The sequence below is a fragment of the Pontibacter mucosus genome (genome assembly GCF_003054055.1).
Classification (GTDB): Bacteria; Bacteroidota; Bacteroidia; order Cytophagales; family Hymenobacteraceae; genus Pontibacter; species Pontibacter mucosus.
In genome coordinates, this window is the sequence record NZ_QBKI01000001.1 from 295,773 (window position 1) to 315,979 (window position 20,207).

Annotated in this window: 17 protein-coding genes; 5 read left to right on the forward strand and 12 right to left on the reverse strand. The window is 52.7% G+C overall.

Annotation, left to right across the window (positions count from 1 at the left end; all coding sequences use genetic code 11):
• Positions 1-105: 105 nt before the first annotated feature.
• The 7 genes from C8N40_RS01330 to C8N40_RS01360 form a co-directional block, all read right to left on the reverse strand.
• The gene (locus C8N40_RS01330; RefSeq protein WP_108210007.1) at positions 106-582 is read right to left on the reverse strand and encodes a DinB family protein; all 477 of its coding nucleotides are present in this window, start codon (positions 580-582) and stop codon (positions 106-108) included.
• 242 nt (positions 583-824) lie between these two features.
• Positions 825-1,205 (reverse strand): diacylglycerol kinase, encoded by a 381-nt coding sequence (locus tag C8N40_RS01335; protein ID WP_108210008.1) that lies wholly within the window; start codon positions 1,203-1,205, stop codon positions 825-827.
• A 194-nt stretch (positions 1,206-1,399) separates the two neighbouring features.
• Complete coding sequence (locus C8N40_RS01340) at positions 1,400-1,717, reverse strand: peptide-methionine (R)-S-oxide reductase (RefSeq protein ID WP_108210009.1); 318 nt, start codon at positions 1,715-1,717, stop codon at positions 1,400-1,402.
• Between the two features lie 7 nt (positions 1,718-1,724).
• Complete coding sequence (locus C8N40_RS01345) at positions 1,725-2,126, reverse strand: methionine-R-sulfoxide reductase (protein WP_092100892.1); 402 nt, start codon at positions 2,124-2,126, stop codon at positions 1,725-1,727.
• A gap of 102 nt (positions 2,127-2,228) precedes the next feature.
• A complete protein-coding gene (locus C8N40_RS01350; RefSeq protein WP_108210010.1) occupies positions 2,229-3,005 on the reverse strand; it encodes an SDR family NAD(P)-dependent oxidoreductase in 777 nt (258 codons plus the stop codon).
• Positions 3,006-3,116: 111 nt separating this feature from the next.
• The gene (locus C8N40_RS01355; RefSeq protein ID WP_108210011.1) at positions 3,117-3,662 is read right to left on the reverse strand and encodes a GNAT family N-acetyltransferase; all 546 of its coding nucleotides are present in this window, start codon (positions 3,660-3,662) and stop codon (positions 3,117-3,119) included.
• 52 nt (positions 3,663-3,714) lie between these two features.
• On the reverse strand, positions 3,715-4,188 hold the full coding sequence (locus C8N40_RS01360; RefSeq protein ID WP_108210012.1) for a DUF1905 domain-containing protein: 474 nt from the start codon (positions 4,186-4,188) through the stop codon (positions 3,715-3,717).
• Positions 4,189-4,601: 413 nt separating this feature from the next.
• Between C8N40_RS01360 and C8N40_RS01365 the strand changes: the two genes are divergently transcribed.
• On the forward strand, positions 4,602-5,042 hold the full coding sequence (locus tag C8N40_RS01365; protein WP_092100900.1) for a hypothetical protein: 441 nt from the start codon (positions 4,602-4,604) through the stop codon (positions 5,040-5,042).
• Positions 5,043-5,180: 138 nt separating this feature from the next.
• Here C8N40_RS01365 and C8N40_RS01370 read toward each other — a convergent pair whose 3' ends face one another.
• Both C8N40_RS01370 and C8N40_RS01380 read right to left on the reverse strand, forming a co-directional pair.
• Positions 5,181-6,203, reverse strand: coding sequence for a hypothetical protein (locus C8N40_RS01370; RefSeq protein ID WP_108210013.1), 1,023 nt, complete (start codon positions 6,201-6,203; stop codon positions 5,181-5,183).
• A 415-nt stretch (positions 6,204-6,618) separates the two neighbouring features.
• Positions 6,619-7,410: an SDR family oxidoreductase gene (locus tag C8N40_RS01380; RefSeq protein ID WP_108210015.1), complete on the reverse strand. Its 792-nt coding sequence runs from the start codon at positions 7,408-7,410 to the stop codon at positions 6,619-6,621.
• Between the two features lie 301 nt (positions 7,411-7,711).
• Between C8N40_RS01380 and C8N40_RS01385 the strand changes: the two genes are divergently transcribed.
• Positions 7,712-8,575: an SDR family oxidoreductase gene (locus tag C8N40_RS01385; protein WP_108210016.1), complete on the forward strand. Its 864-nt coding sequence runs from the start codon at positions 7,712-7,714 to the stop codon at positions 8,573-8,575.
• A gap of 336 nt (positions 8,576-8,911) precedes the next feature.
• On the opposite strand, the gene C8N40_RS01390 is transcribed toward C8N40_RS01385, so the two are convergent.
• From C8N40_RS01390 to C8N40_RS01400, 3 genes are all read right to left on the reverse strand, one after another.
• Positions 8,912-9,514: a hypothetical protein gene (locus C8N40_RS01390; RefSeq protein WP_146173489.1), complete on the reverse strand. Its 603-nt coding sequence runs from the start codon at positions 9,512-9,514 to the stop codon at positions 8,912-8,914.
• Positions 9,515-9,686: 172 nt separating this feature from the next.
• The gene (gene fumC, locus C8N40_RS01395; RefSeq protein WP_108210018.1) at positions 9,687-11,084 is read right to left on the reverse strand and encodes a class II fumarate hydratase; all 1,398 of its coding nucleotides are present in this window, start codon (positions 11,082-11,084) and stop codon (positions 9,687-9,689) included.
• A 1,134-nt stretch (positions 11,085-12,218) separates the two neighbouring features.
• The gene (locus C8N40_RS01400; RefSeq protein WP_108210019.1) at positions 12,219-12,935 is read right to left on the reverse strand and encodes a hypothetical protein; all 717 of its coding nucleotides are present in this window, start codon (positions 12,933-12,935) and stop codon (positions 12,219-12,221) included.
• Between the two features lie 429 nt (positions 12,936-13,364).
• Here C8N40_RS01400 and C8N40_RS01405 point away from each other — a divergent pair, with 429 nt between their 5' ends.
• The 3 genes from C8N40_RS01405 to C8N40_RS01415 all read left to right on the forward strand — a co-directional run bounded on the left by C8N40_RS01405 (position 13,365) and on the right by C8N40_RS01415 (position 19,573).
• On the forward strand, positions 13,365-16,286 hold the full coding sequence (locus tag C8N40_RS01405) for a CHASE domain-containing protein (RefSeq protein ID WP_108210020.1): 2,922 nt from the start codon (positions 13,365-13,367) through the stop codon (positions 16,284-16,286).
• A 75-nt stretch (positions 16,287-16,361) separates the two neighbouring features.
• On the forward strand, positions 16,362-17,741 hold the full coding sequence (gene radA / locus C8N40_RS01410) for a DNA repair protein RadA (protein ID WP_108210021.1): 1,380 nt from the start codon (positions 16,362-16,364) through the stop codon (positions 17,739-17,741).
• 416 nt (positions 17,742-18,157) lie between these two features.
• A complete protein-coding gene (locus tag C8N40_RS01415; protein ID WP_108210022.1) occupies positions 18,158-19,573 on the forward strand; it encodes a TlpA family protein disulfide reductase in 1,416 nt (471 codons plus the stop codon).
• Positions 19,574-20,207: the final 634 nt, after the last annotated feature.

Consider the following 20,207-nt stretch of genomic DNA (forward strand, 5'->3'; position numbering starts at 1 on the left):
CTATTCGGGAGGCTCCTTTTCTTTTATACCAAGTATAAATCCTCCCTGGAGGGAGACTTTATACTTGCTCTATTATCCTTTGTCTAAAGATCCTTTGTCAAAAACCTAATACACTTGCCCCATCAGCTCGCGCACGTAGGTTACGTAGTCGGTGTTGGGTGGGGTATGGCCGTTTTTGCGCAGGTCGGTGGCTACCTGGGCGCGGTGGTAAGTAGCGTGGTTGAAGGCGTGCGTCAGAATGTCGAGTACGCGCGTGCTATACTTATGGCCCTGGCTGTTGGTGTAGTCAATCAGGCGGTTAAACTCGGCCTCATCCGCGTTCTCCACCAGTTCCTTAATCTTATAAGAAGCATATTCGTGCAGGTTCTTCAGCTCCTCCAGCGTGTGCTCCTGCCATACTTTAACAGGGCTTTCGGTGCCGGTGATGCGGGCAATCCAGATAGCTTGTGCGTTCAGGGCGTGGCTGAACAGGCGGGCTGCGTTGGCAGGCACCTCCGGCAGGTCGCTGAACACGTCCAGCATGGTTTTGTTGGCCCAGATATTATAATCTGCGAGATTTTTCAGTACGTCGTTTCCGGTCATGGTTAATCTAAACTTGCTCTAATGTTTTCTGATATCAAGAGGTGCTGACACCTCCCCTGCTATACTTAACGCTTTACCTTTAACTATGGCTACAGCAACTAAGTAGTTGTGCCGGTTGCCTCTGGTACAGCTATACTTTTATAGCAGCCGCAAGTTAAGGATTTTAGCTGTAGCAAGCATGTTGCGACATTGTTTTTGAGTACAAGCGCTTTACAGGAGGCTTTTATACTTTCCGTGAGCCTTTAGAAGTCTGCGCCGGCAAACGCCAGCAGGTAGGGCAGAAAGATGATGGTACCCACCACTGCGGCCGTGGCGGCGGCGATAAGTACAGCGCCCGCAGCCAGGTCCTTCGCTTTGCCAGCCAAAGGGTTATACTCCGGCGATACCAGGTTCACCACCGTCTCAATGGCTGTGTTCATGATCTCGGCCGTTACCACCAGCCCTATACTTGCCGCCAGCAGGCACCACTCTGTTTTGGTCACGTCAAAGGCAAAGCCCAGCACCACCACTACTATGGCCGACAGCACGTGCAGGCGCATGTGCGGCTCCGACCTGACGGCTGCGTTGATGCCCTTGAAGGCAAAGCGGAAGCTGTTGTAGCGTTTTTTGAAGTAGGCGCGCAAGTATAAAGCTGTTTTATAGGCCGAAGTATAAATTCAGGGTAAGGTACGGTTTATACTTTAAAATTCTAAGGTACGACTAACCCACCCCTAACCCCTCCAGGGAGGGGAATTTTAGTAAACCCATAGGCGGGGGTGGATTTTCACCTTTACACCAAAATCGTAAACCGCAACTTAATAAGCTATATAATTGGCGGTTACGATGGCTGCTCCGGGTCTAAGTTAATCGCAGTGGCATTAATGCAGTAGCGCACGCCGGTGGGGGTGCGGCTGTCTTCAAACAAATGCCCTAGGTGCTGGCGGCAGCGGCTGCACAACAGCTGCACCCGATGGCGACCATATGTGTCCAGTGAGCAATGTACCACGCTTTCACCTACCTGCTGCCAGAAGCTCGGAAAGCCGGAACCCACCTCGAATTTATACTTTGCCCGGAACAGCACTTGCCCACAGCCGGAGCAAGTATAAGCACCTTGTTCCTGCTGGGCCTCCCCTACCTTGCCCCTGTGCCTGAACATCGGGCGGCTATCCCTCCTTCTCCAGTTCCTCTACCGGCACAAACTTCATGGAGAGGGAGTTAACGCAGTGGCGGATGTTTTTAGGCGTCAGGTACTCGCCCTCGAACACGTGACCCAGGTGGGCGCCGCAGTTGGCGCAGACAATCTCGGTGCGGTGGCCGTCGGGGTCAGGCAGACGCTTTACGGCTCCGGTTATCTCGTCGTCGAAACTAGGCCAGCCGCAGTGCGACTCGAACTTATACTCCGAAGTATACAGCGGCGCATTGCAGCGGCGGCACAGGTACACGCCCTCGGCTTTAAAGTTGTTATACTTGCCGGTGCCCGGGTACTCAGTGCCTTTGTGCACGATAATGCGCTCCTCCTCCGGGGTAAGCTTGTTATACTCTGATGGGTCTTTCGCTATTTTCATGGGTTATACTTGGCTTAATGGTGATGTATACTTGGCTTAACAAATAACGCACCGCAAGGGTTTTGGAGTGACAGGATGGCTGGCTTTATACATTATACATTCCTATGCCCCCTGCCCCACGTGCTGCGACAGGCCGCCATCCATAAAGTAGCTGGAGCCGGTTACGTAGTCTGCGTCTGAGGAGGCCAGGAACAAGGCCACCTTGGCAATCTCCTCGGGCTTTCCGGCGCGTTTCATCGGGATGTTCTGCTCGCTCTCCTCGCGGGCCTCCTTGTCATCGATGGCCTTCTGGTTCATGGGTGTCAGGATCATGCCGGGGCAGATGTTGTTTACGTTGATGCCGTCCTCGGCCAGTTCCAGTGCCAGCGTACGGGTCAGGTTGCGCACAGCGGCCTTGGAGGCGCAGTAGTCTGCCGTGCCCGCCGACACGATCTCCTCGTGCACCGACGACACGTTGACAATCTTGCCCTTGCCGCCTTTTTGCAGACGGTGGCGGATAAAGGCGCGGGAGCAGAAAAAGGTGCCGTAGAGGTTGGTGCGGATGGTGCGGTCAAACACCTCGGTGTCCATGTCGGCCACGTTGATGCCCGAGCCGTTTACCGCCGCGTTGTTGACGAGTATATCCAGGGTGCCGAACTCCTTCAGGGCCTGCTCAAAGAGCTGATCCACCTTCTGCTCATCGGTGATATCCACCTGCAGCACGATGCCTTTGCGGTTGTGTTTTTGTACCTCCTGCAGCGTTTCCTCAGCGCCTTCTTTGTCCGAACGGTAGCAGATCACCACGTCTGCCCCTTCTTTTGCGAATTCAATGGCCGTGGCCCGCCCAATGCCGGAATCGGAGCCCGTAATCAAGGCGATTTTACCTTTAAGTTTGTCCATAGTAGTATGTTTAGGTTTTGGCCGCCTTACGCTGAAGGCGCTTGTAATCATACTTATGGTTTAGGCGGATGGTTATGGTTGCCTCGGAAAGTAGTTTATGAATAGCAGGAATCAGGTTGTTGCGGGGCTGGTGTGCAGCCGGTAAATGAGCGGGTGCCGCGTGTTCACAAAGTGCGCCACAGCCTCAGGGGTGAGAGGCTCAGGGAAGGACATGAGCAGCAACGTGAGCGGCTGCAGGCCGGGGTGGTAGGGCGGTTGCTGGTAAAAGTGGTGGTTTAAGGTAAAGCCGCCCTGCTCATAAAACCGGATGCGGCGCTGCTGGATTTCCTCACGGGGCGGCTCCACCTCTAAAAGTATGGGGCGTGCATCACGGTTAGTGAAGCTTTCCAGGATGCGTTTGCCATAGCCCCTGCCCCGTTGCGCCGGAGCAGTAGCCAGGTGCTCTATGTAGCGCACCTCCTCAAAGCCCCACCACAAAAGTATACCTACCAGGGCCTCTTCCTGAAGTATAAGCTCGAAGTGGTAAGGGGCATGTGGCATAATGTCGCGCTGCCATGCGAGCGGGCGGCGTTCCTCCAGCGGAAAAGCCTGCTCATACAAGGCCCAGGCCTGCCCGAAATGGCTATGTGAGGTATCTGTAAGTCTTAAGAAATTCATACCGGGATGCGGTTTGTAAAGAGATGCAAAGGTAAGGCTTATGGCTATACTTTTAAGGCAGCTTTTGCTTGGTAAGCAGCTTATTTATTGTCTGCACGATGCGCTCCACCTTGGTCTCGTCGGTTTTGGCTGCGTAAATCCAGTCAACCACGGCCTTCTGCTCCCGGTCAGAGCACTTCCGGAATTCCGCGTAGGCAGCCGGTTCGTCCTGCAGGCACAGCAGCAGTTCTTCGGGCACTTCCTGCGGGGTGCTGTCGGCATAAAGTATAACCTGCACCCAATCACCGGCCTGCTTCTTTAGCCTCTTCCGAATCTCGGCTTTTACCGGCAGAAACAGCTGCCCGTTGCCCATCGGCATCAGGTGGATGCCCTTTAGCTCGTAGCCGTCTATACTTCCCTTTACCCGCACCCACCCGAAATAGGCGTGCTTGTCTGGCAGAATCTCAGGTATGGCCGCGTAGGTCCAGCCTCCTTTGCCCGGGAATTTCTCCAGTAGGTAGGTTTTGTCTGTCAGGGAATGAGCCATGTTGTTTGAGTTAATGATTCCTAAAAGTATAAGGCGCCGGTCACAAAACAACTGCAAAGTATAACTGCCGCTTGTGCGATGTGTCCCCTGCAGAACCTATACCCGTGACTGTCTTCTCCATAAGTATAGTATTGCCCCGGCTTAAAAGCAACAGCAAGCGATCGCTACAACACCTGCTGCCCGTGTCATTTAACTGCATAAAGACAAGAAATGGGCAGTGGCGGATCACTTTTGGATTATATCAAACGTATAATTTTTATGCATAATTCGAGAACAAGAGCAGCGGCAGACTCGTTTTCTACAATAGAAGCAATAAATCAATATAGATGAGTTGGTGAATGAAATGGGCACTCCGCGGACTGCCTGAGAGGATGATCCTTTTATATTATTTATTCATATCAAATTTTAATACTATGAGCTCTTTCACTTCTTTTTTCAACAATTTATTTGGCCTTAAGGATCAACCTTCAGGATCCAGAGACCCACGGCGGGTAGTGGTAACTTCCTCCTCGCAGCCAGAGGTGCTGCAGAAAGTGATGCGGGAAGAAAAGCTATCTCACGGAGAGACAGTGATGGCAAACTTATCCCCGGTGCGCTTAGAGAAAAGCCGCGGCAAGATGGTGCTGTACTTTTGCCCCATGAAATCGATGGAAGTACTCGAAACACTTTCTGCCGGTGACGGAGGAAGCATTCCTAACCAGGTGATAGTAGAGGACTTAGCTATACCCAGAGAGCTGAAAGAGGGACTCTACATGTTGAAAAACGTTAAAGTGACCTCTAACGGTACCATGCAGGTAAGAGCGACAGAGCAGACCGAATGGAAGGTCGTGCACTCCGACCTCTACAGTTGGTAAACGGGATTTAATCAGGTTCAGAAACAGAAGTAAAAAACACAGGCATGCCCTGGGTATAACTATATTTAACACAACTTACAAAAGAGGAAAGCAGCCCCAAACGGAGCTGCTTTTCCAGTATACGTTAAATGACAGTTCTTACTCCTCCAGTTTCAGAGGATAAAAGCCATCACGGGCTCCTACAATCCTAAAGTTGCCATACTGTTTCTTAAGCGGATTAGTATGGTCTCCGTTCATAGGTATAACCTGTTTTTCTTTGCGGTTGGTTGTAATCTCAAGCTCTTCACCCAATGATACTTCGCCTGAAGAAGCCAGCTTAAACACGGTACCGGGCTTCATGCCTTTTGCTGAGTATATCGCCTTACCGGAGTTGCCGCTCTTAGCCGTGATATCGACATTGGCAGGCTGTGAGCCGGTATATTCCAGCCATAAGGAGTGTACATTATAGCTTCGTGCGTAATCGTTGTATCCCTCTCCTTCTTTACAAAGCTGCAGGCGGGCAATGGAACCCGAGCCTACATTCTTGCGCTCGGCACCAAATGTCACTACTGCTTTCACTACACCGGGAACGTTGTCAAACGAGACAAAGATGGACTCGTTCTTACCCCTGACCGGAATCTCCTGTTGATACAGCAGGTACCCGGAAGCGCTGTACAGCTCCACCTTAGAGCCCCTGTCTTCTTCCGCGATGTCGGTGAAGAGCATTTGTTTCATTGTAACGGAGCCTACGGGTGAGAAATCGAGCGTCACGCGTCCGCCTGCGCGGTTCGCCTTCGTGCCTGTTTCATCCGGCACGGTCAGGATTCCGCCGAACATGCCCAGCATCTGCCGGTCAAACGGGTTGGTGAGGTCTGTCGCTGGGTCGGTTGGATCGAGCAGCAAACCCTTGGTCTCCTCGAGGTACTTGCCGTTATGCCCTCTTCGCTGGGCGGTTACAGTCATCACCGCACGATTCTCTTCTATCATGCTTACGTGGCGCGGAAGTTCCCCGGAGCCGAACGTCTGCACCAGGTTGCAGGTGGTAGGGTCGTAGCCCACGAGCTTCTCTTCCTGCGATACTTTCATGGGCTCTACTGGATCCTGCTCGTTGATTTGCTCACAGGAAAATAGGAAAACAGATGCGATGGCAACTGCGAACGTTTTTGTACTTGTTGTTTTCATTGGAACGTAATTAGGGTATATAAAAAAGATAAGAGTACCGCGTGGTAATTAGCATATTCCCGATGAGGTGGCGGAGTTATACTTGCAGCATAGATTGGAAAATAATTATAAAATACGTTGCGAACTCAGATTTGAGGCTTTTTTGAACGAGCGTAATAACAGGGTGTTCATGGGTAAAAGTATAAAATTAGATAGATGACTCAGCTGATGTGTAGATACGGCGGATGCTTAGGATTAGTTGAAAAATTTGTACTTAAAATGAGTGCTATTTTAAAAACTGGTGAAATTGCCCTTCAGAAGTACGTCCTGGGTTCGGTGAAAAGAGTGCAAAAGAAGAAGCAGCACCGGCAGGAGCTGCTCTTAAAGTATAAGTTTACCGCTTAGGGCAATCAACCAAACTCTTTGGGGCTTAAGATTAAGGGTTTCCATACATGTTGGACTCGCCCCCGTCGATGGCGATTGTCTGGCCGTTTACGTAGGAAGCCGCTTCACTCAGCAGGAAGGCCACTACCCTGACCACCTCTTCGGGCAGGCCCAGGCGCCGGGTGGGGTTTCGCTGGGCATACGCAGCTTCTGCGGCTTTTGGGTCATTTGGGTTCACTTCCCTGAAAGCCTCGGCCACCATAGGCGTAAGGATGGCTCCCGGCGCAATGGCATTCGTAATGATGCCATCCTTGCCATACTCCAGCGCCGCGTTCTTCGTCATGCCCGAGACGGCGTGCTTGCTGGCCACGTAGGCTACCTGGTGCAGCACGCCCCGGATGCCTCCCACAGAGGCCACGTTTACAATGCGCCCATACTTTTGCCTTTGCATCACCGGAATCACATAGCGCATGCCGTAGTATACCCCCATCAGGTTAATGTCGATTACCTTCTTAAAAACATGGATGTCGTATTCAATCAGAGGCGCCTGGCGACCTTCGATGCCGGCGTTGTTGTACAAGCCGTCTATGCGGCCAAATGCTTTTTCAGTTTCGGAGACATACTTTTTAACGTCTTCCTCGTTCGAGGCATCGCCCACAACGGTGATGATTTTAACGGACGGGAATTCTTTGGTTAAGTTATCGGCGGCATCAGACAGCTGGGCTTCATTGAAATCCATCAAGGTAAGGTTTGCTCCCTGACTCGCCAACTCCTTCGCCGCCGCCAGCCCCAGGCCCATGGCAGCCCCCGTGATAATGATGGATTTCTGATCGAATGCTTTCATAATGGCTATTGTAAAGTATAAAACTCAGGATGACAGCAGGCTCACGGTAGCTCTGATCTGCCTTTTAGTGTCCGGTGTCGGAGCCAAGGCAAAGGCTTGGAGGGTGAGCCAAGAAGTATAAAACTACTTGGTTATACGATGGGGCCGGATTTCCGGCAAAGCCGAGCTAAACACGGCTACGAAGTATGGGGGCAAGATAAGTTGCCGCTAAAAAGGCAAGGTGCCTGTGGCCTGATAACTTTCCCCACCCTCCCCGGTTGTATAAGTACCGTTCAATCGAGAAACTAAATTAGTAAGTGATATGAAAATTGAAATAACCGGAGCCACAGGGCAGCTTGGCCGCCTTGTAGTTGGCAAACTTAAAAGTAAAGTATCCCCCGACAGCCTGGTGGCGCTTGTCCGTTCGCCAGAAAAAGGCGCTGACTTGGGCGTGGAAACCCGCGAAGCTGATTATGCCAAACCAGAGACGCTGGAAGCCGCCCTGAAAGGAATTGATACGCTGTTGCTGATCTCCTCAAGCGAGGTTGGCCAACGTGCCGCGCAGCACCATAACATCATTGAGGCAGCGAAGAAAGGCGGCGTAAAATGGATCGTTTACACCAGCCTGCTGCACGCTGATACCTCCACGCTGAGCCTGGCAGACGAACACCGCGCTACAGAGGCAGAGCTGAAGCAATCCGGTATTCCGCACACCATCCTGCGAAACGGTTGGTATACCGAAAACTATACAGGCTCTATCCAGGGGGCGCTTGCCGGTGGTGCTTTTATAGGTAGTGCAGGCGAGGGCAAAATCTCCTCGGCCTCCCGTGCCGACTTTGCCGATGCGGCGGTGGCTGTTTTAACCGGAGAAGGACACGAAGGCAAAGTATACGAACTGGCCGGAGACGAGGCCTACACGCTCAGCGACCTGGCTGCAGAAATCTCCCGCCAAACAGGGAAAGATATCCCCTACAAAAACCTACCCGAGGCTGATTATGCTGCCGCGCTTGCCAGCTTCGGTTTGCCGGAGGGCCTGGCCCAGGCCATTGCCAGCTGGGACACAGCCGCGTCAAAAGGCGACCTGTACGACGACAGCCGCCAGCTTTCCGCCCTTATCGGCCACCCTACTACGCCTCTGAAACAGACAGTGGCCGAGGCACTGAAAGGAGCTTCCAAAACAGCGTAGTTTATACTTTGCTGCCACACCATGTTTACAAAAGCTACTTCGGTAGCTTTTGTTGTTTTATAGCTGATGGGAAAGTATAGATTTTGGGAACTGCCGGTGACTGAGAAGTATAACTGTAGGTCGTGGTGGTGTCCGGTTGCCACAGCTTGCTGGCGCGGGCGATATATTTATCCCGCAAGTTTGAGCGAAGCGGTAACTTGTGGGAAAGTATGGCCGCAAGTTTTCAACTTGCGGAAGTATAAACCTGGAGAAAAGCCAGTTACAAACTGGCCGCAAAGTATAACCACAAGTTGCGCGGTCGCTAAACTTGCGGGATTGGAGTTGTGGTATAGAGAATTATTTTCTGTTTGTAATCAGATAAAAGTTTAGCCCTGCGCTTACAAGTAACAAAGTGATCAAGGCAATGGTAAGGGTTCTGGACGAAGCACTAGCTTCTTCAAGCTGATTAATTTTGTTAACCATATCGTGATATTTGGGAACAAGCATCCTAACTATTCCAATATCACGGGAGTTGCCTGTATAGTTAGCCGAGATAGCTTCAAGCCTTTGCAAATTAGCTGCATCAAATCTCTCTAAAAGCTTAGTTCTGGTACATTGGTCAGTTAAATGGACACCAGTGTAGTCACTATAAGCAAAAACAACGTAAGTATGACCTTCTTCGAAACCAAAGCTACAAGAGGAGCCAACCTGTTCTATGACAGATATAGGCCCTTTTCCAGCTTCCGAACTTTTAAGGCCCTGTATTACATCAAATATCACAACTTGGATTCCTTCTCCCTGTCCTAAATAGAACTTATCATCTACTACTTCCTTCACTTTGCCAATGAAGACTGTAGAAGCGCGCTTATATGCTGAATCTATTGGCTCTGGACTCAAACAAATACAAGCCATTGCTTGTGTAGTGCTCATTATAAAAGCCAGAGCTAATATTATCTTCATAGTCTCTATTCTGAAACATAGTTAGATGAGGGTAATTGTTGCTATACCCACGTAAGTACAAGATATCAGAAATTACACTAAGTTCTATAAAACAAAAAAGCAGCCCCAACCGGAGCTGCTTTTCCTTTATCTATAACACAGGTATAAAGTCTTGTGTCTAAATTCTAACACCTTACTTCTTCAAGCTGCCGATCATGTCTTCGGGGCGCACCCACTCGTCGTACTGCTCGTTGGTGAGCAGGCCAAGAGAGATAGCTGCCTGGCGAAGGGTGGTGCCTTCTTTGTGGGCTTTCTTCGCGATTTTGGCGGCGTTGTCGTAACCGATGTGCGGGTTAAGGGCCGTTACCAGCATCAGCGAGTTCTCCAGGTTCTCTTTAATGCGGGCTGTGTTTGGCTCGATACCCACCGCGCAGTGCTTGTCGAACGAGTCGCAGGCATCACCGATCAGCTGGGCGCTCATCAGCAGGTTGTAGATCATCACTGGCTTAAACACGTTCAGCTCGAAATGGCCGTTCATGCCGCCCACCGAGATAGCCACGTCGTTACCGATCACCTGGGCGCAAACCATGGTCATGGCCTCAGCCTGCGTTGGGTTAACCTTACCTGGCATGATAGAAGAACCTGGCTCGTTTTCCGGGATCAGGATCTCCGCTATACCGGAGCGAGGGCCGGAAGCCAGCAGACGGATGTCGTTGGCAATCTTCATCAGCGCCACGGCCAGTTGCTTCAGCGCGCCAGACGTCTCCACGATAGCATCGTGCGCGGCAAGGGCCTCAAACTTGTTAGGGGCCGTGATAAACTCATGGCCGGCATACTTGGAAATTTTCTCAGCAACCAGCACGTCGTAACCAGCCGGTGTGTTCAGGCCGGTACCTACCGCAGAACCACCAAGCGCCAATGTGCTCAGGTGCGGAAGCGTGTTGCGAAGCGCCTTCATGCCATAGTCCAGTTGGGCTACGTAACCAGAAAGCTCCTGGCCCAGTGTCAGCGGCGTGGCGTCCATCAGGTGCGTGCGGCCGATCTTCACCACATCCATAAACTGCTCTGCCTTGCTGTTGAGCGTGTCGCGTAGTTTCTGCACGAGCGGCAGCGTGTGCTCCACCACTTTCTTGTAGGCGGCAATGTGCATGGCCGTCGGGAAGGTGTCGTTTGAGGACTGCGACTTGTTCACGTCGTCGTTCGGGTGGATCTTCTTTTTCTCGTCCAGCAGGTTGCCGCCCAGCAGTACGTGCGCACGGTTAGCCACCACCTCGTTCACGTTCATGTTCGACTGTGTGCCCGAGCCGGTCTGCCACACTACCAGCGGGAACTCGTCGGCCAGTTTGCCTTCCAGGATCTCGTCGCACACCTGCGAGATGATGTCAGCCTTGTCCTGCGCTAATACACCCAACTGTGCGTTGGCCTGGGCCGCCGATTTCTTAAGGATAGCAAAAGCTTCGATTACTTCCTTCGGCATCTGCTGGCCACCGATGGTAAAGTTTTCCTTGGAGCGCTGTGTCTGAGCACCCCAGTACTTGTCTGCAGGCACCTCGATCGGGCCCATCGTGTCTTTCTCTACGCGAACTTGCATATCGATTTATGTTTTATTTAAAGGATCTAACTAACTGCGGTAAAACTACTAAAAAATATACTCCTGCGCTGCGCATACTTTCGGGCCGGCAAGCTTATACGATGCTACTTATGAACAGCAAACGGGGCGTAAGGTTACGGTGTGCGGGAAGTATGGATTTTCGGGGAAGTCTGTGCTAATGCGTAACTGCGCTGCTTTCTTTCGAAAACAGGTTGAGTATACTTGGCCACCCTTACAAGCTTCGAGCCCGCGTTATCTTAACCTAAAGACCTCGCGGTGTCCGCAGGTCCCGCGAGCGTCTGGCTGCAGTGCCGGGGCCAACCACCCCTGACCCCTCCTGGGGGTAGGGGCCCTCGACAAAGGCTATGGAGGGGAGCCTGTTACTGCTTTTGCTGAAGTATAAGCTTCGTCGCCGCTATTCCCGCGCGGACAGGTCGCGACCTGTCCCTACAAGTATAAACCTAGCAGGCTATTACACCCCTAATGAGCGATGCTCGCAAGCTTCGAACTCTCGTTCTCGCTTGTCCTCAAGGGGACAGTTTATACTTGCCACATTCCCTGTCATCTCGAGTACTCTCGAGGCGGGAGCCGAAGAGAGCCAGCGTAGCTGTGAGAGATCTATTTGGAATTCTAATCAGATCTCTCCCGAAGGTCGAGATGACAGTAAGGGCAGGGGCTATCGATTCTGTTCCCAGTCCTTGGGTTGAGCGCCTTCTAGATTTCCGGTGCCGCTGTGGCGGCATTGCGACCGAAGGGTAGCAAAGGAAATGTAGACAGCGCGATGCCCTCCTAGGCCTCCCGGCCTAGGAGGGCACTAAAGCCAGAGGTGCAACTGTAGGTATGTAAGTCTGGAAGATGAACGGCAGCTAGTAAGGATAGCTTGGTTCCAGTGGAAGGAAGCGGTGGCTAAAGGAAGTATAAACTGGCAAGTATAACTATGGCTTACGCGGATTAGGAAGTCCGGAACAGCGGCAATACAGCAAGGATAAAAGTATAGCCAACGTATAAAATTATAGCTGAAGCAAGTATGGCTTTTCAAGCCAGTTGAGTTACAAACTCGCGCCAGCGGGTATAAAGTATAGCAGCAAGTATAAAGTATGGCTTTGCGAGCCCAAGACAAGTATAAACCCTGCCCTACCGTACAACCCGGTGCCCCGACCGCTCCGACATCAGCGCAATCAGTTCAAACTGAACCTGTTTGAGGTAAGTTGTATTTAACTGGGTGCCATCGCGAAACGCTATCAGGTACTCCCCTTCCGTTCCCAGGTAATGGATACTTGAGATCTCCTTCATGTTATAGGTGCGGTTCTCCTGCAGCAGGTTCGTGATTTCTATCCTGTCTGCATCGATGTTTACGTGCCAGCGCATGGCGTACCAGTTCACCACCACCGAAACGACAAGCATCACGGCAAACAGCAGCTTGTAGACGTGGAGTGTATTTTGGCCCTCTACCTGCGTTAGGTACTTCCTGTACAGCTCATAGTCCTGCCCAAGCAGCGAGCTCTGGATCATGTATAGCGGTATAAGGGCCAGCGTAAGGCCTAGCAGCAGGCCGGGCGCGAAAAAGGCCCTGAAGTTGGGCGTAAGCACATGCAGGTGCTCGCCGGAGGCATGTATGATGCTGGAGACCAAAGCAAGCGCGCCGGAAAAGAAAACAGAGAACACGCAGGCAAAGAAGAAGTAAGCCAACATCAGCTTCAGCTCCTGTTTCTGCATATACTTCTCCTCGTCGGCGGTTAAGCGCTCCAGGTTTACGGCCGGCGAAAGGCGGCGCAGCGCGTAACGTATTACCGGTAGCAGAACGGCTACTGCCAGTAAGGCAATCAACAGGCTCTCAAGAATCTCAAACATAGGTAAAAAGGGTAATGCTGCAGCAAAGGTAACACCCTATTCCTCATTTTCCGACTGTATAACAGGATAACCAAACTGCCAGGTAGCTTGTTGGATCCAAAATACAACAAAATTGCAGCAAAATAACGTTCCACAGGCAGGGGCCGTTCACCTAACCCATGCGGCGTTCGGGCAGGCGTGCAGGCCGAAAGCCTGTTTAGGTTGGCGGAGGCGGCAGGGGTATTAAAAAAATAATATAAAGCTATACTGCAGCCACAGGTACAAAAATAACGCCGTTTGTACTATATTCTGAAGTTTTAAGGCATGCCGTTGAACTTTTTGAGTTGGCTGAAGGCTTAGAATTTTATACATTTGAAAAGGAATACCATAGCCGGAGCAGCGGTTTACTAGAGACTATGTCTGCCACCTGCCGGCTTTAACCTAAACCACATGAAACTTGCCAAGTTGGCTTCTTTTATAAGGGATTACTTCATTGCAATCTTCTCTTTCCTGCTTATTTTCCTGCTTACCCTTTTTACTTACTCAGAAACCAGGAAGAAATCAGAAGAGCGGAATGCGAAGTTGTTCGCCATGCGTACCGAGCAGGTAACCGATGCCCTAGACAAGCGCATGAAGGACTATATCCAGATTCTGATTGGGGGCAAGGCCATGTTCACCTCCTCGGACTCGGTAACCCGCCAGGATTGGGCCCGCTATTACGAAGCCCTGAAGCTGGAGAAGAACTACCCCGGCATGCAGGGCTTTGGTTATACCCATGTGGTAAGGCCGCATGAGAAAGAAAAGCACGAGCAGCAGATTCGGAGCGAGGGCTTTGAAAACTACCGCATCACCCCCGAGACCCCGCGCGACCTCTATACCGCCATCATTTTCCTGGAGCCCTTCTCTGACCGTAACCTGCGCGCCTTCGGCTACGACATGTACAGCGAGCCGGTGCGGCAGTCGGCCATGCGCATCGCCCGCGACACCAGGCAACCCACCATGTCGGGTAAGGTGCGGCTGGTGCAGGAAACAGGCCAGGACGAGCAATTAGGCTTCCTGATTTACCTGCCCGTGTACCAGGATAACGTGGAGCCGGAGTCTATACAGGAGCGGCAGCGCCTGATAAAGGGCTTTGTGTACAGCCCCTTCCGGGTGAAGGACCTGATGAAGGCCGTGCTGGCAGACGAGTTTGAAGACATTGACGTCGAGATCTACGATGGGGCCGAGCCTTCGAAAGAGAACCTGCTCTACAGCACCAGCCCCCAGTTATACTATGGCAGCAAGGCCAGAGAGTACGGCAGCCTGAGTACCATCACCATCGGCAACCATACCTGGCGGCTCTATATAACAGCAAAGGAAGGTTTCGGGCGCACCACCGAGTCCGAGCTACCATACTACATACTTTTAGGCGGCAGCATCATCAGCCTGCTGATGTTCTTCATTATCTGGTCGCTGTCTAACACACGGCGCTCCAACAGCCTCAAGCAAACCATCACCGACAACGCCACCGCGGCTCTGTTTATACTTGACTCGAAGGGGTACTGCACGTTTATGAACCCCGCCGCAGAGGAGATGACAGGCTATACGCTGGAGGAAATGCGCAAAAAGCCGCTGCACGACATGGTGCACTACAAGCACCTGGACGGCTCGCCTTTCCCGGCAGAGGAGTGCCCCATGCACAATGCCCTGACCAACATAAAGCCCCTGAGGGGCTACGAGGACACCTTCGTCCGCAAAGATGGCACCTTCTTTAACGTGTCGTGCTCGGTGCAGCCCATGGTGGAGAGCGGCAGCGATAACTATACCATTATAGAAGTGCGCGACATTACCGACGAGAAGCAGGCACAGCAGGCTATCATCGAAAGCGAGGCCCGCTTCCGCACCATGGCCGACAACGCCCCGGTGATGATCAAGATCATGGACGACGCCACCAACTTCATGTATGTAAACAAGCAGTGGCTCGACTTCACGGGCCATACCTTTGAGCAGACCATCAACATGAGTTGGAAGGAGCTGGTGCACCCCGACGATATAGACCGCAAGGAGCAGGTAACCCTGCAGGCCATAGAAGACCACAGCCCCTTCCGGCTGGAGTACAGGATGCGGCGCTTCGACGGGGAGTACCGCTGGGTGGTGGCCTCCAACACGCCACGCTTCGGTGCCAACGGGGAGTTTCAGGGCTACATCGGCTCCATCATCGATATCACGGAGATAAAAGAGGCGGAGCGCAAGGTAAAGCAGAACGCCGAGCTGTTGCAGAAGCTGTTCCTGGAGGTGCCGGCTGTAGTAGGCCTGGTGCGCGCCCAGGATTACCAGTATGTGCTGGCCAACCCGGGCTACCGCAAACTCTACGGCAACCGCCCGCTGGTGGGCAGAACAGTTTTCGAGGTTCATTCGGAGGAGGAAGGCCGCGAGCTTATTAACCGTCTGGATGAGGTGTTCCGGACAGCGAAACCATTTGTGGGCAACGAGATTCCGATACCTGCTGTAGAGCGCGGCAACAACGGAGAGCTTGCTCATGGCTATTTTAACCTGGTGTACCAGCCGCTGGTAGACGCCAACGGAGCGGTAGAGGCCGTGCTAATATTTGCCGTAGAGGTAACCGAGCTGGTAAATGCCAGAAAGGCCCTGCTGCACACCAACGAGGAACTGAGCGGCAAAAACGACGAGCTGCAGCGCATCAACAACGACCTGGACAACTTCGTGTATACGGCTTCCCACGACCTCAAGTCGCCGATAGCCAACATGGAGGGCCTGGTAACGCTGCTGCGCGACATCCTGCAGGGCAAGCTGGAGGCTGAGGACATGCAGGTGCTGGACATGGTGCAGAGCTCTATCAACAAGCTAAAAGGCACCATCGCCGACCTGGCCGAGATTACCAAAGTGCAGAAGGAGCTGCAGTCGGCCGCCGAGCCGCTCTCATTTGAAAGCATGCTGCAGGATATCGGCGCTGACCTGGAAGAGCCCATGAAAGAAACCGGCGCCGTGCTGAAGACAGACCTGCAGGTAGGAAGCATCGTGTATGCCCGCAAGAACCTGCGCAGCATCATCTACAACCTGGTCAGCAACGCCATCAAGTATAAATCCCCGAACCGCCCACCCGTTATCCACCTGAAAACCTACGAGCAGGGAGAGTATGTGGTGCTGGAGGTGCAGGACAATGGCCTTGGTATTAAGAAAGAGCAGCAGCACAAGCTGTTCACCATGTTCAAGCGCCTTCACACGCACGTGGAGGGCACCGGCATCGGCCTGTATATCGTCAAGCGCATTATAGAGAACAACGGCGGCAGGATAGAGGTAGATAGCGTGCACGGCAAAGGCACCACCTTTAAAGTATATTTCAGGCAAGTACCTGTAGAGCAGGAAGTATAATTTCAGATTTGAAGATGAGGGATTGGCAGATAGCTCATTCCCTACTCACTCATTCACTCATTCAAAATTATCCAAGTGGCTAAGATAAAAACATCCTACTTCTGCCAGAACTGCGGCGCCCAATCGGCTAAGTGGATTGGCAAGTGCCCGGCCTGCGGCGAGTGGAACACCTACGTGGAGGAGGTGGTGCAGCGCGAGGAGGTGACCCCCACCAGCGTCTGGAAGGTAGGCAGCAGTTCGGCCCAGGTGGCCAACAAGCCCAAGCCCATCGCCGACATCAGCTACCAGGAGCAGCAACGCATCATCACGCAGGACCAGGAGCTGAACCGGGTGCTGGGTGGCGGCATTGTTCCCGGCTCTATGGTATTGGTTGGCGGCGAGCCGGGCATCGGGAAAAGTACGCTGATGCTGCAGATTGCCCTGAGCCTGAGCCGGCTGCGGGTGCTGTACGTGAGCGGCGAGGAAAGCGAGCAGCAGATAAAGATGCGCGCCGAGCGCCTTATGGCCCAAACCGCCGATTGCTTTATCTTGACCGAGACCGGTACGCAGAACATCTTTAAGCAAATAGAGCTGGTGCGGCCGCAGGTGCTCATCATCGACTCCATTCAGACCCTGCATTCCTCCTTTATTGAGGCCGGGGCGGGCAGCGTAAGCCAGGTGCGCGAGTGCACCGCCGAGCTGCTTAAGTTCGCCAAAGAAAGCGGCACGCCCGTTTTTCTGATAGGCCACATCACCAAAGAGGGCAACCTGGCCGGGCCCAAGATACTCGAGCACATGGTGGACACGGTGCTGCAGTTCGAAGGCGACCGCCACATGACCTACCGCATCCTGCGCACGACCAAGAACCGCTTTGGCTCCACCTCCGAGCTGGGTATTTACGAGATGATGGGCTCCGGCCTGCGCGAGGTGAGCAACCCGTCCGAAATCCTGATTTCGCAGCGCGAGGATGCCTTTAGCGGAATAAGTATAGGCGCCACGCTGGAGGGCAACCGCCCTTTGCTGATAGAAGTGCAGAGCCTGGTGAGCCCGGCCACGTACGGCACGCCCCAGCGCACCAGCACCGGCTTCGACGGCAAGCGCCTGAACATGCTGCTGGCCGTGCTGGAGAAGCGCGGCGGCTACCGCCTCGGCACCCAGGACGTGTTCCTCAACATTGCCGGCGGCCTGAAGGTAGAAGACCCGGCCCTGGACCTGGCCGTGTGCGCCTCCATCCTCTCCTCTTTCGAGGACATGCCCATTCCGAGCACCACCTGCTTTGCCGCCGAAGTTGGCCTGGGCGGTGAGGTGCGGGCCGTGAACCGTGTAGAGAACCGCATCACCGAAGCCGAGAAACTTGGCTTTACCGACATTTACATCTCCAAGTACAACAAAAAGGGCGTAGACCTGAGCAAGTTCTCCATCAACATACACGCCTATGGCCGCCTGGAGGAAGTGTTTTCCAGCCTGTTTGGGTAAGCATAAAGTATAAATTTACAAAGTATAAAGTATAGCAAAGCACAGGCCGAGAGCCTGTGCTTTTTTTGTGCTGTTTCGTGTAAGGTTTCTGCGGGTTTGTAATGTATAGGTCAGGCAAAGTGCAAGTATAAATTAGTGGCTTTGCGATTGAGGTTTATGCTTTGTTTGATGCTTAATTTACCTGTATGCTCTAAAACGGAATGTTAAGTATAAGTTAAATCAGGTGGAACAGGTGCGTTAAATGTAGCTATACTTCAGGAATTCCGATAAAATGATAAAAAGTGAGTCTTGCCAGGAATTAAGCTATAGGACATTATTGTTCAATGTTGTATACTTACTCCTGCCGATGCTCTTGATGTGTAAAGGGCGGAAGAATAGTACGATTCCTTTTTTAGCCAAAGAACCGCACCTGCCAGATGAGAAAATTTTACCTGTTGCTGTCCGCCCTGCTGCTGCCCCTTAGCCAGCTCCTCGCCCAGGGCAAGGCCGTTATCGTTGGCAGCATCGCTGCCCCCCTCTCCGACCACGTTGAGCTGATAACTTACCCCAACCCCCTACTTTCGGAGGAAGTAAAGACAGCCGTGCCCCTGAACGGCAAAACCTTCCGGATTGAGGTGCCGGTGGAGCGCGCGATGGTAGCCGAATTGCAGCATGGCGAGGAAGTAGCGCAAGTATACCTGGAGTCCGGCTACGAGCTGGAGCTGAAAACCAGTGGCAAGAGCTTCCTGAAATCGCTGAAGTATAAAGGAAAAGGCGCCAACGAAAACAACTGCCTGGCAAAGTATACTTTACGCTTTGAGGAGGAGGAAGAGTACCAGGCCCTGCCCGACAACGTGAAGCTGCCCGAAAAAGGCTTTACCGAGTTTCTCGACTACCGCCGCGCCGATCAGCTGAGCAACCTCGAGAAGTATGCCTCCAGGTATGAGCTGTCGCCTTCCTTCCGGGCATTTCTGCAGGCAGAGATCGATTATAGCTACGCACTGGATATTCTGAACTACCACCCCATGCGGCAGCAGATGCTGCAGGTGCTGCTCTCCAAACCCTCCGCAGATTTCTACAGCTATCTTTACGACTTAGACCTTGACAACCCCGATAACCTGATAAGTCCTTCGTTTCTGAGTTTCCTGCGCAACTATACGACCTATTACGCCAGGGAGAGCGGCTACACAGAAAAAAGCCCCGCCTACTTTCAGGTGCGCTACGATGTTGCCGAGCAGGAGCTGCAGGGGCAGGTGAGGCTGGTGGCGCAGGCCCAGGTGCTAAAGCAATCCATACAGCAGGGCCACCTGAAGTATACCACGCAGCTGCTGCACAACTTCAAGCAGAAAAGTACAGATCAAGCTGCCAATGCCTACCTGGAAAAGCTCTTCAGCGAGAACAGCACCTTGGTAGCCGGCGGCCTGGCCCCCGACCTTAAATTGACCACCCTCTCTGGTGAGGACGTTTCGCTGAGTGATTTTAGAGGAAATTTGATTTACGTGAACTTTTGGCGGAGCGATTGTGGTTTATGCCACGTGGAACTCCCGCACCTGCAGCGGCTAACCAGCAAACTAGGCAACCACCGGGTTGTTTTCCTGAATGTGGCCGTGGGAGACAACGAGGAGCAGTGGCGGCAACTGGTGCAGAAAAAAGAGCTGCAGGGCGAGCAAACCCTGGCCAGGGCCACACCCGCAGAGGTCGCCACGCAGTTTGGGCTGAAGGAGGTGCCGGCATACATATTGCTGGATGAAGAGGGGCGTTTCATTTCCCTGAAAGCCCGCCGCCCCAGCGACCACGAGGCCGCCAACGACATTCTGCAACACCTGCAGGTGCGGCAGGTCTCCCTGAAATAGTTTATATCGTTCACAGCTTATACCCCCAGCCCGGCTCCCTATGACAGGAGCCGGGCTTTTTTTGTAGGCATTCGCAAGCTTGTCATCGGGAGTATAGGAGATGCCGGGTCCAACCACCCCTACCCCTCCTTAGCCAAGGAGGGGAGCCTGTCATTACCTTAGCTGAAGTATAAGCTTCGTTGCCAAAGTATAAACACCCCTATTGAGCGCTGCTCGCAAGCTTCGAACTCTCGTTCTTGCTTGTCCTCAAGGGGACAGTTGGTACCTGTTGCATAGCAAGGGCAGCGGCTATCGACCTTATCCCAGCCTTTGGGTTGAGCGCCTTCTAGATTTCCGGTGCCGCAGGCATTGCGACGTCAGGAGCAAAGGAAATGTAGACAGCGCGATGCCCGAAGGCGAGCCCTCTCGGGCTTGAGAGCACCAAAGTAGGAGATGCAACAGTAGCTTATGTAAGTCTGGAGGATGACCAGAAGCTAGAAAGGATAGCCTGCTTCAAGTGGAAGGAAGCAGGGGCTATGGGAAGTATGGCTAAAGTATAAAGGATGGCCTACGCGGACTCGGAAGTCGCAGAAGATTGGTTCCGGACAGGGATGTCCGGAACAGCAGAAAGTATAAACCGGCAAGTTTAAATAGT

What these genes read in the sequence shown, in the direction of transcription:
- C8N40_RS01345 (WP_092100892.1), bottom strand. Translation starts at nt 2,126, where the DNA reads ATGAAAATAGCGAAAGACCCATCAGAGTATAACAAGCTTACCCCGGAG.
- C8N40_RS01350 (WP_108210010.1), bottom strand. Translation starts at nt 3,005, where the DNA reads ATGGACAAACTTAAAGGTAAAATCGCCTTGATTACGGGCTCCGATTCC.
- C8N40_RS01355 (WP_108210011.1), bottom strand. Translation starts at nt 3,662, where the DNA reads ATGAATTTCTTAAGACTTACAGATACCTCACATAGCCATTTCGGGCAG.
- C8N40_RS01400 (WP_108210019.1), bottom strand. Translation starts at nt 12,935, where the DNA reads ATGTTTGAGATTCTTGAGAGCCTGTTGATTGCCTTACTGGCAGTAGCC.
- C8N40_RS01390 (WP_146173489.1), bottom strand. Translation starts at nt 9,514, where the DNA reads ATGAAGATAATATTAGCTCTGGCTTTTATAATGAGCACTACACAAGCA.
- fumC (WP_108210018.1), bottom strand. Translation starts at nt 11,084, where the DNA reads ATGCAAGTTCGCGTAGAGAAAGACACGATGGGCCCGATCGAGGTGCCT.
- C8N40_RS01365 (WP_092100900.1), top strand. Translation starts at nt 4,602, where the DNA reads ATGAGCTCTTTCACTTCTTTTTTCAACAATTTATTTGGCCTTAAGGAT.
- C8N40_RS01415 (WP_108210022.1), top strand. Translation starts at nt 18,158, where the DNA reads ATGAGAAAATTTTACCTGTTGCTGTCCGCCCTGCTGCTGCCCCTTAGC.
- C8N40_RS01370 (WP_108210013.1), bottom strand. Translation starts at nt 6,203, where the DNA reads ATGAAAACAACAAGTACAAAAACGTTCGCAGTTGCCATCGCATCTGTT.
- C8N40_RS01360 (WP_108210012.1), bottom strand. Translation starts at nt 4,188, where the DNA reads ATGGCTCATTCCCTGACAGACAAAACCTACCTACTGGAGAAATTCCCG.
- C8N40_RS01330 (WP_108210007.1), bottom strand. Translation starts at nt 582, where the DNA reads ATGACCGGAAACGACGTACTGAAAAATCTCGCAGATTATAATATCTGG.
- C8N40_RS01340 (WP_108210009.1), bottom strand. Translation starts at nt 1,717, where the DNA reads ATGTTCAGGCACAGGGGCAAGGTAGGGGAGGCCCAGCAGGAACAAGGT.
- C8N40_RS01385 (WP_108210016.1), top strand. Translation starts at nt 7,712, where the DNA reads ATGAAAATTGAAATAACCGGAGCCACAGGGCAGCTTGGCCGCCTTGTA.
- C8N40_RS01380 (WP_108210015.1), bottom strand. Translation starts at nt 7,410, where the DNA reads ATGAAAGCATTCGATCAGAAATCCATCATTATCACGGGGGCTGCCATG.
- C8N40_RS01405 (WP_108210020.1), top strand. Translation starts at nt 13,365, where the DNA reads ATGAAACTTGCCAAGTTGGCTTCTTTTATAAGGGATTACTTCATTGCA.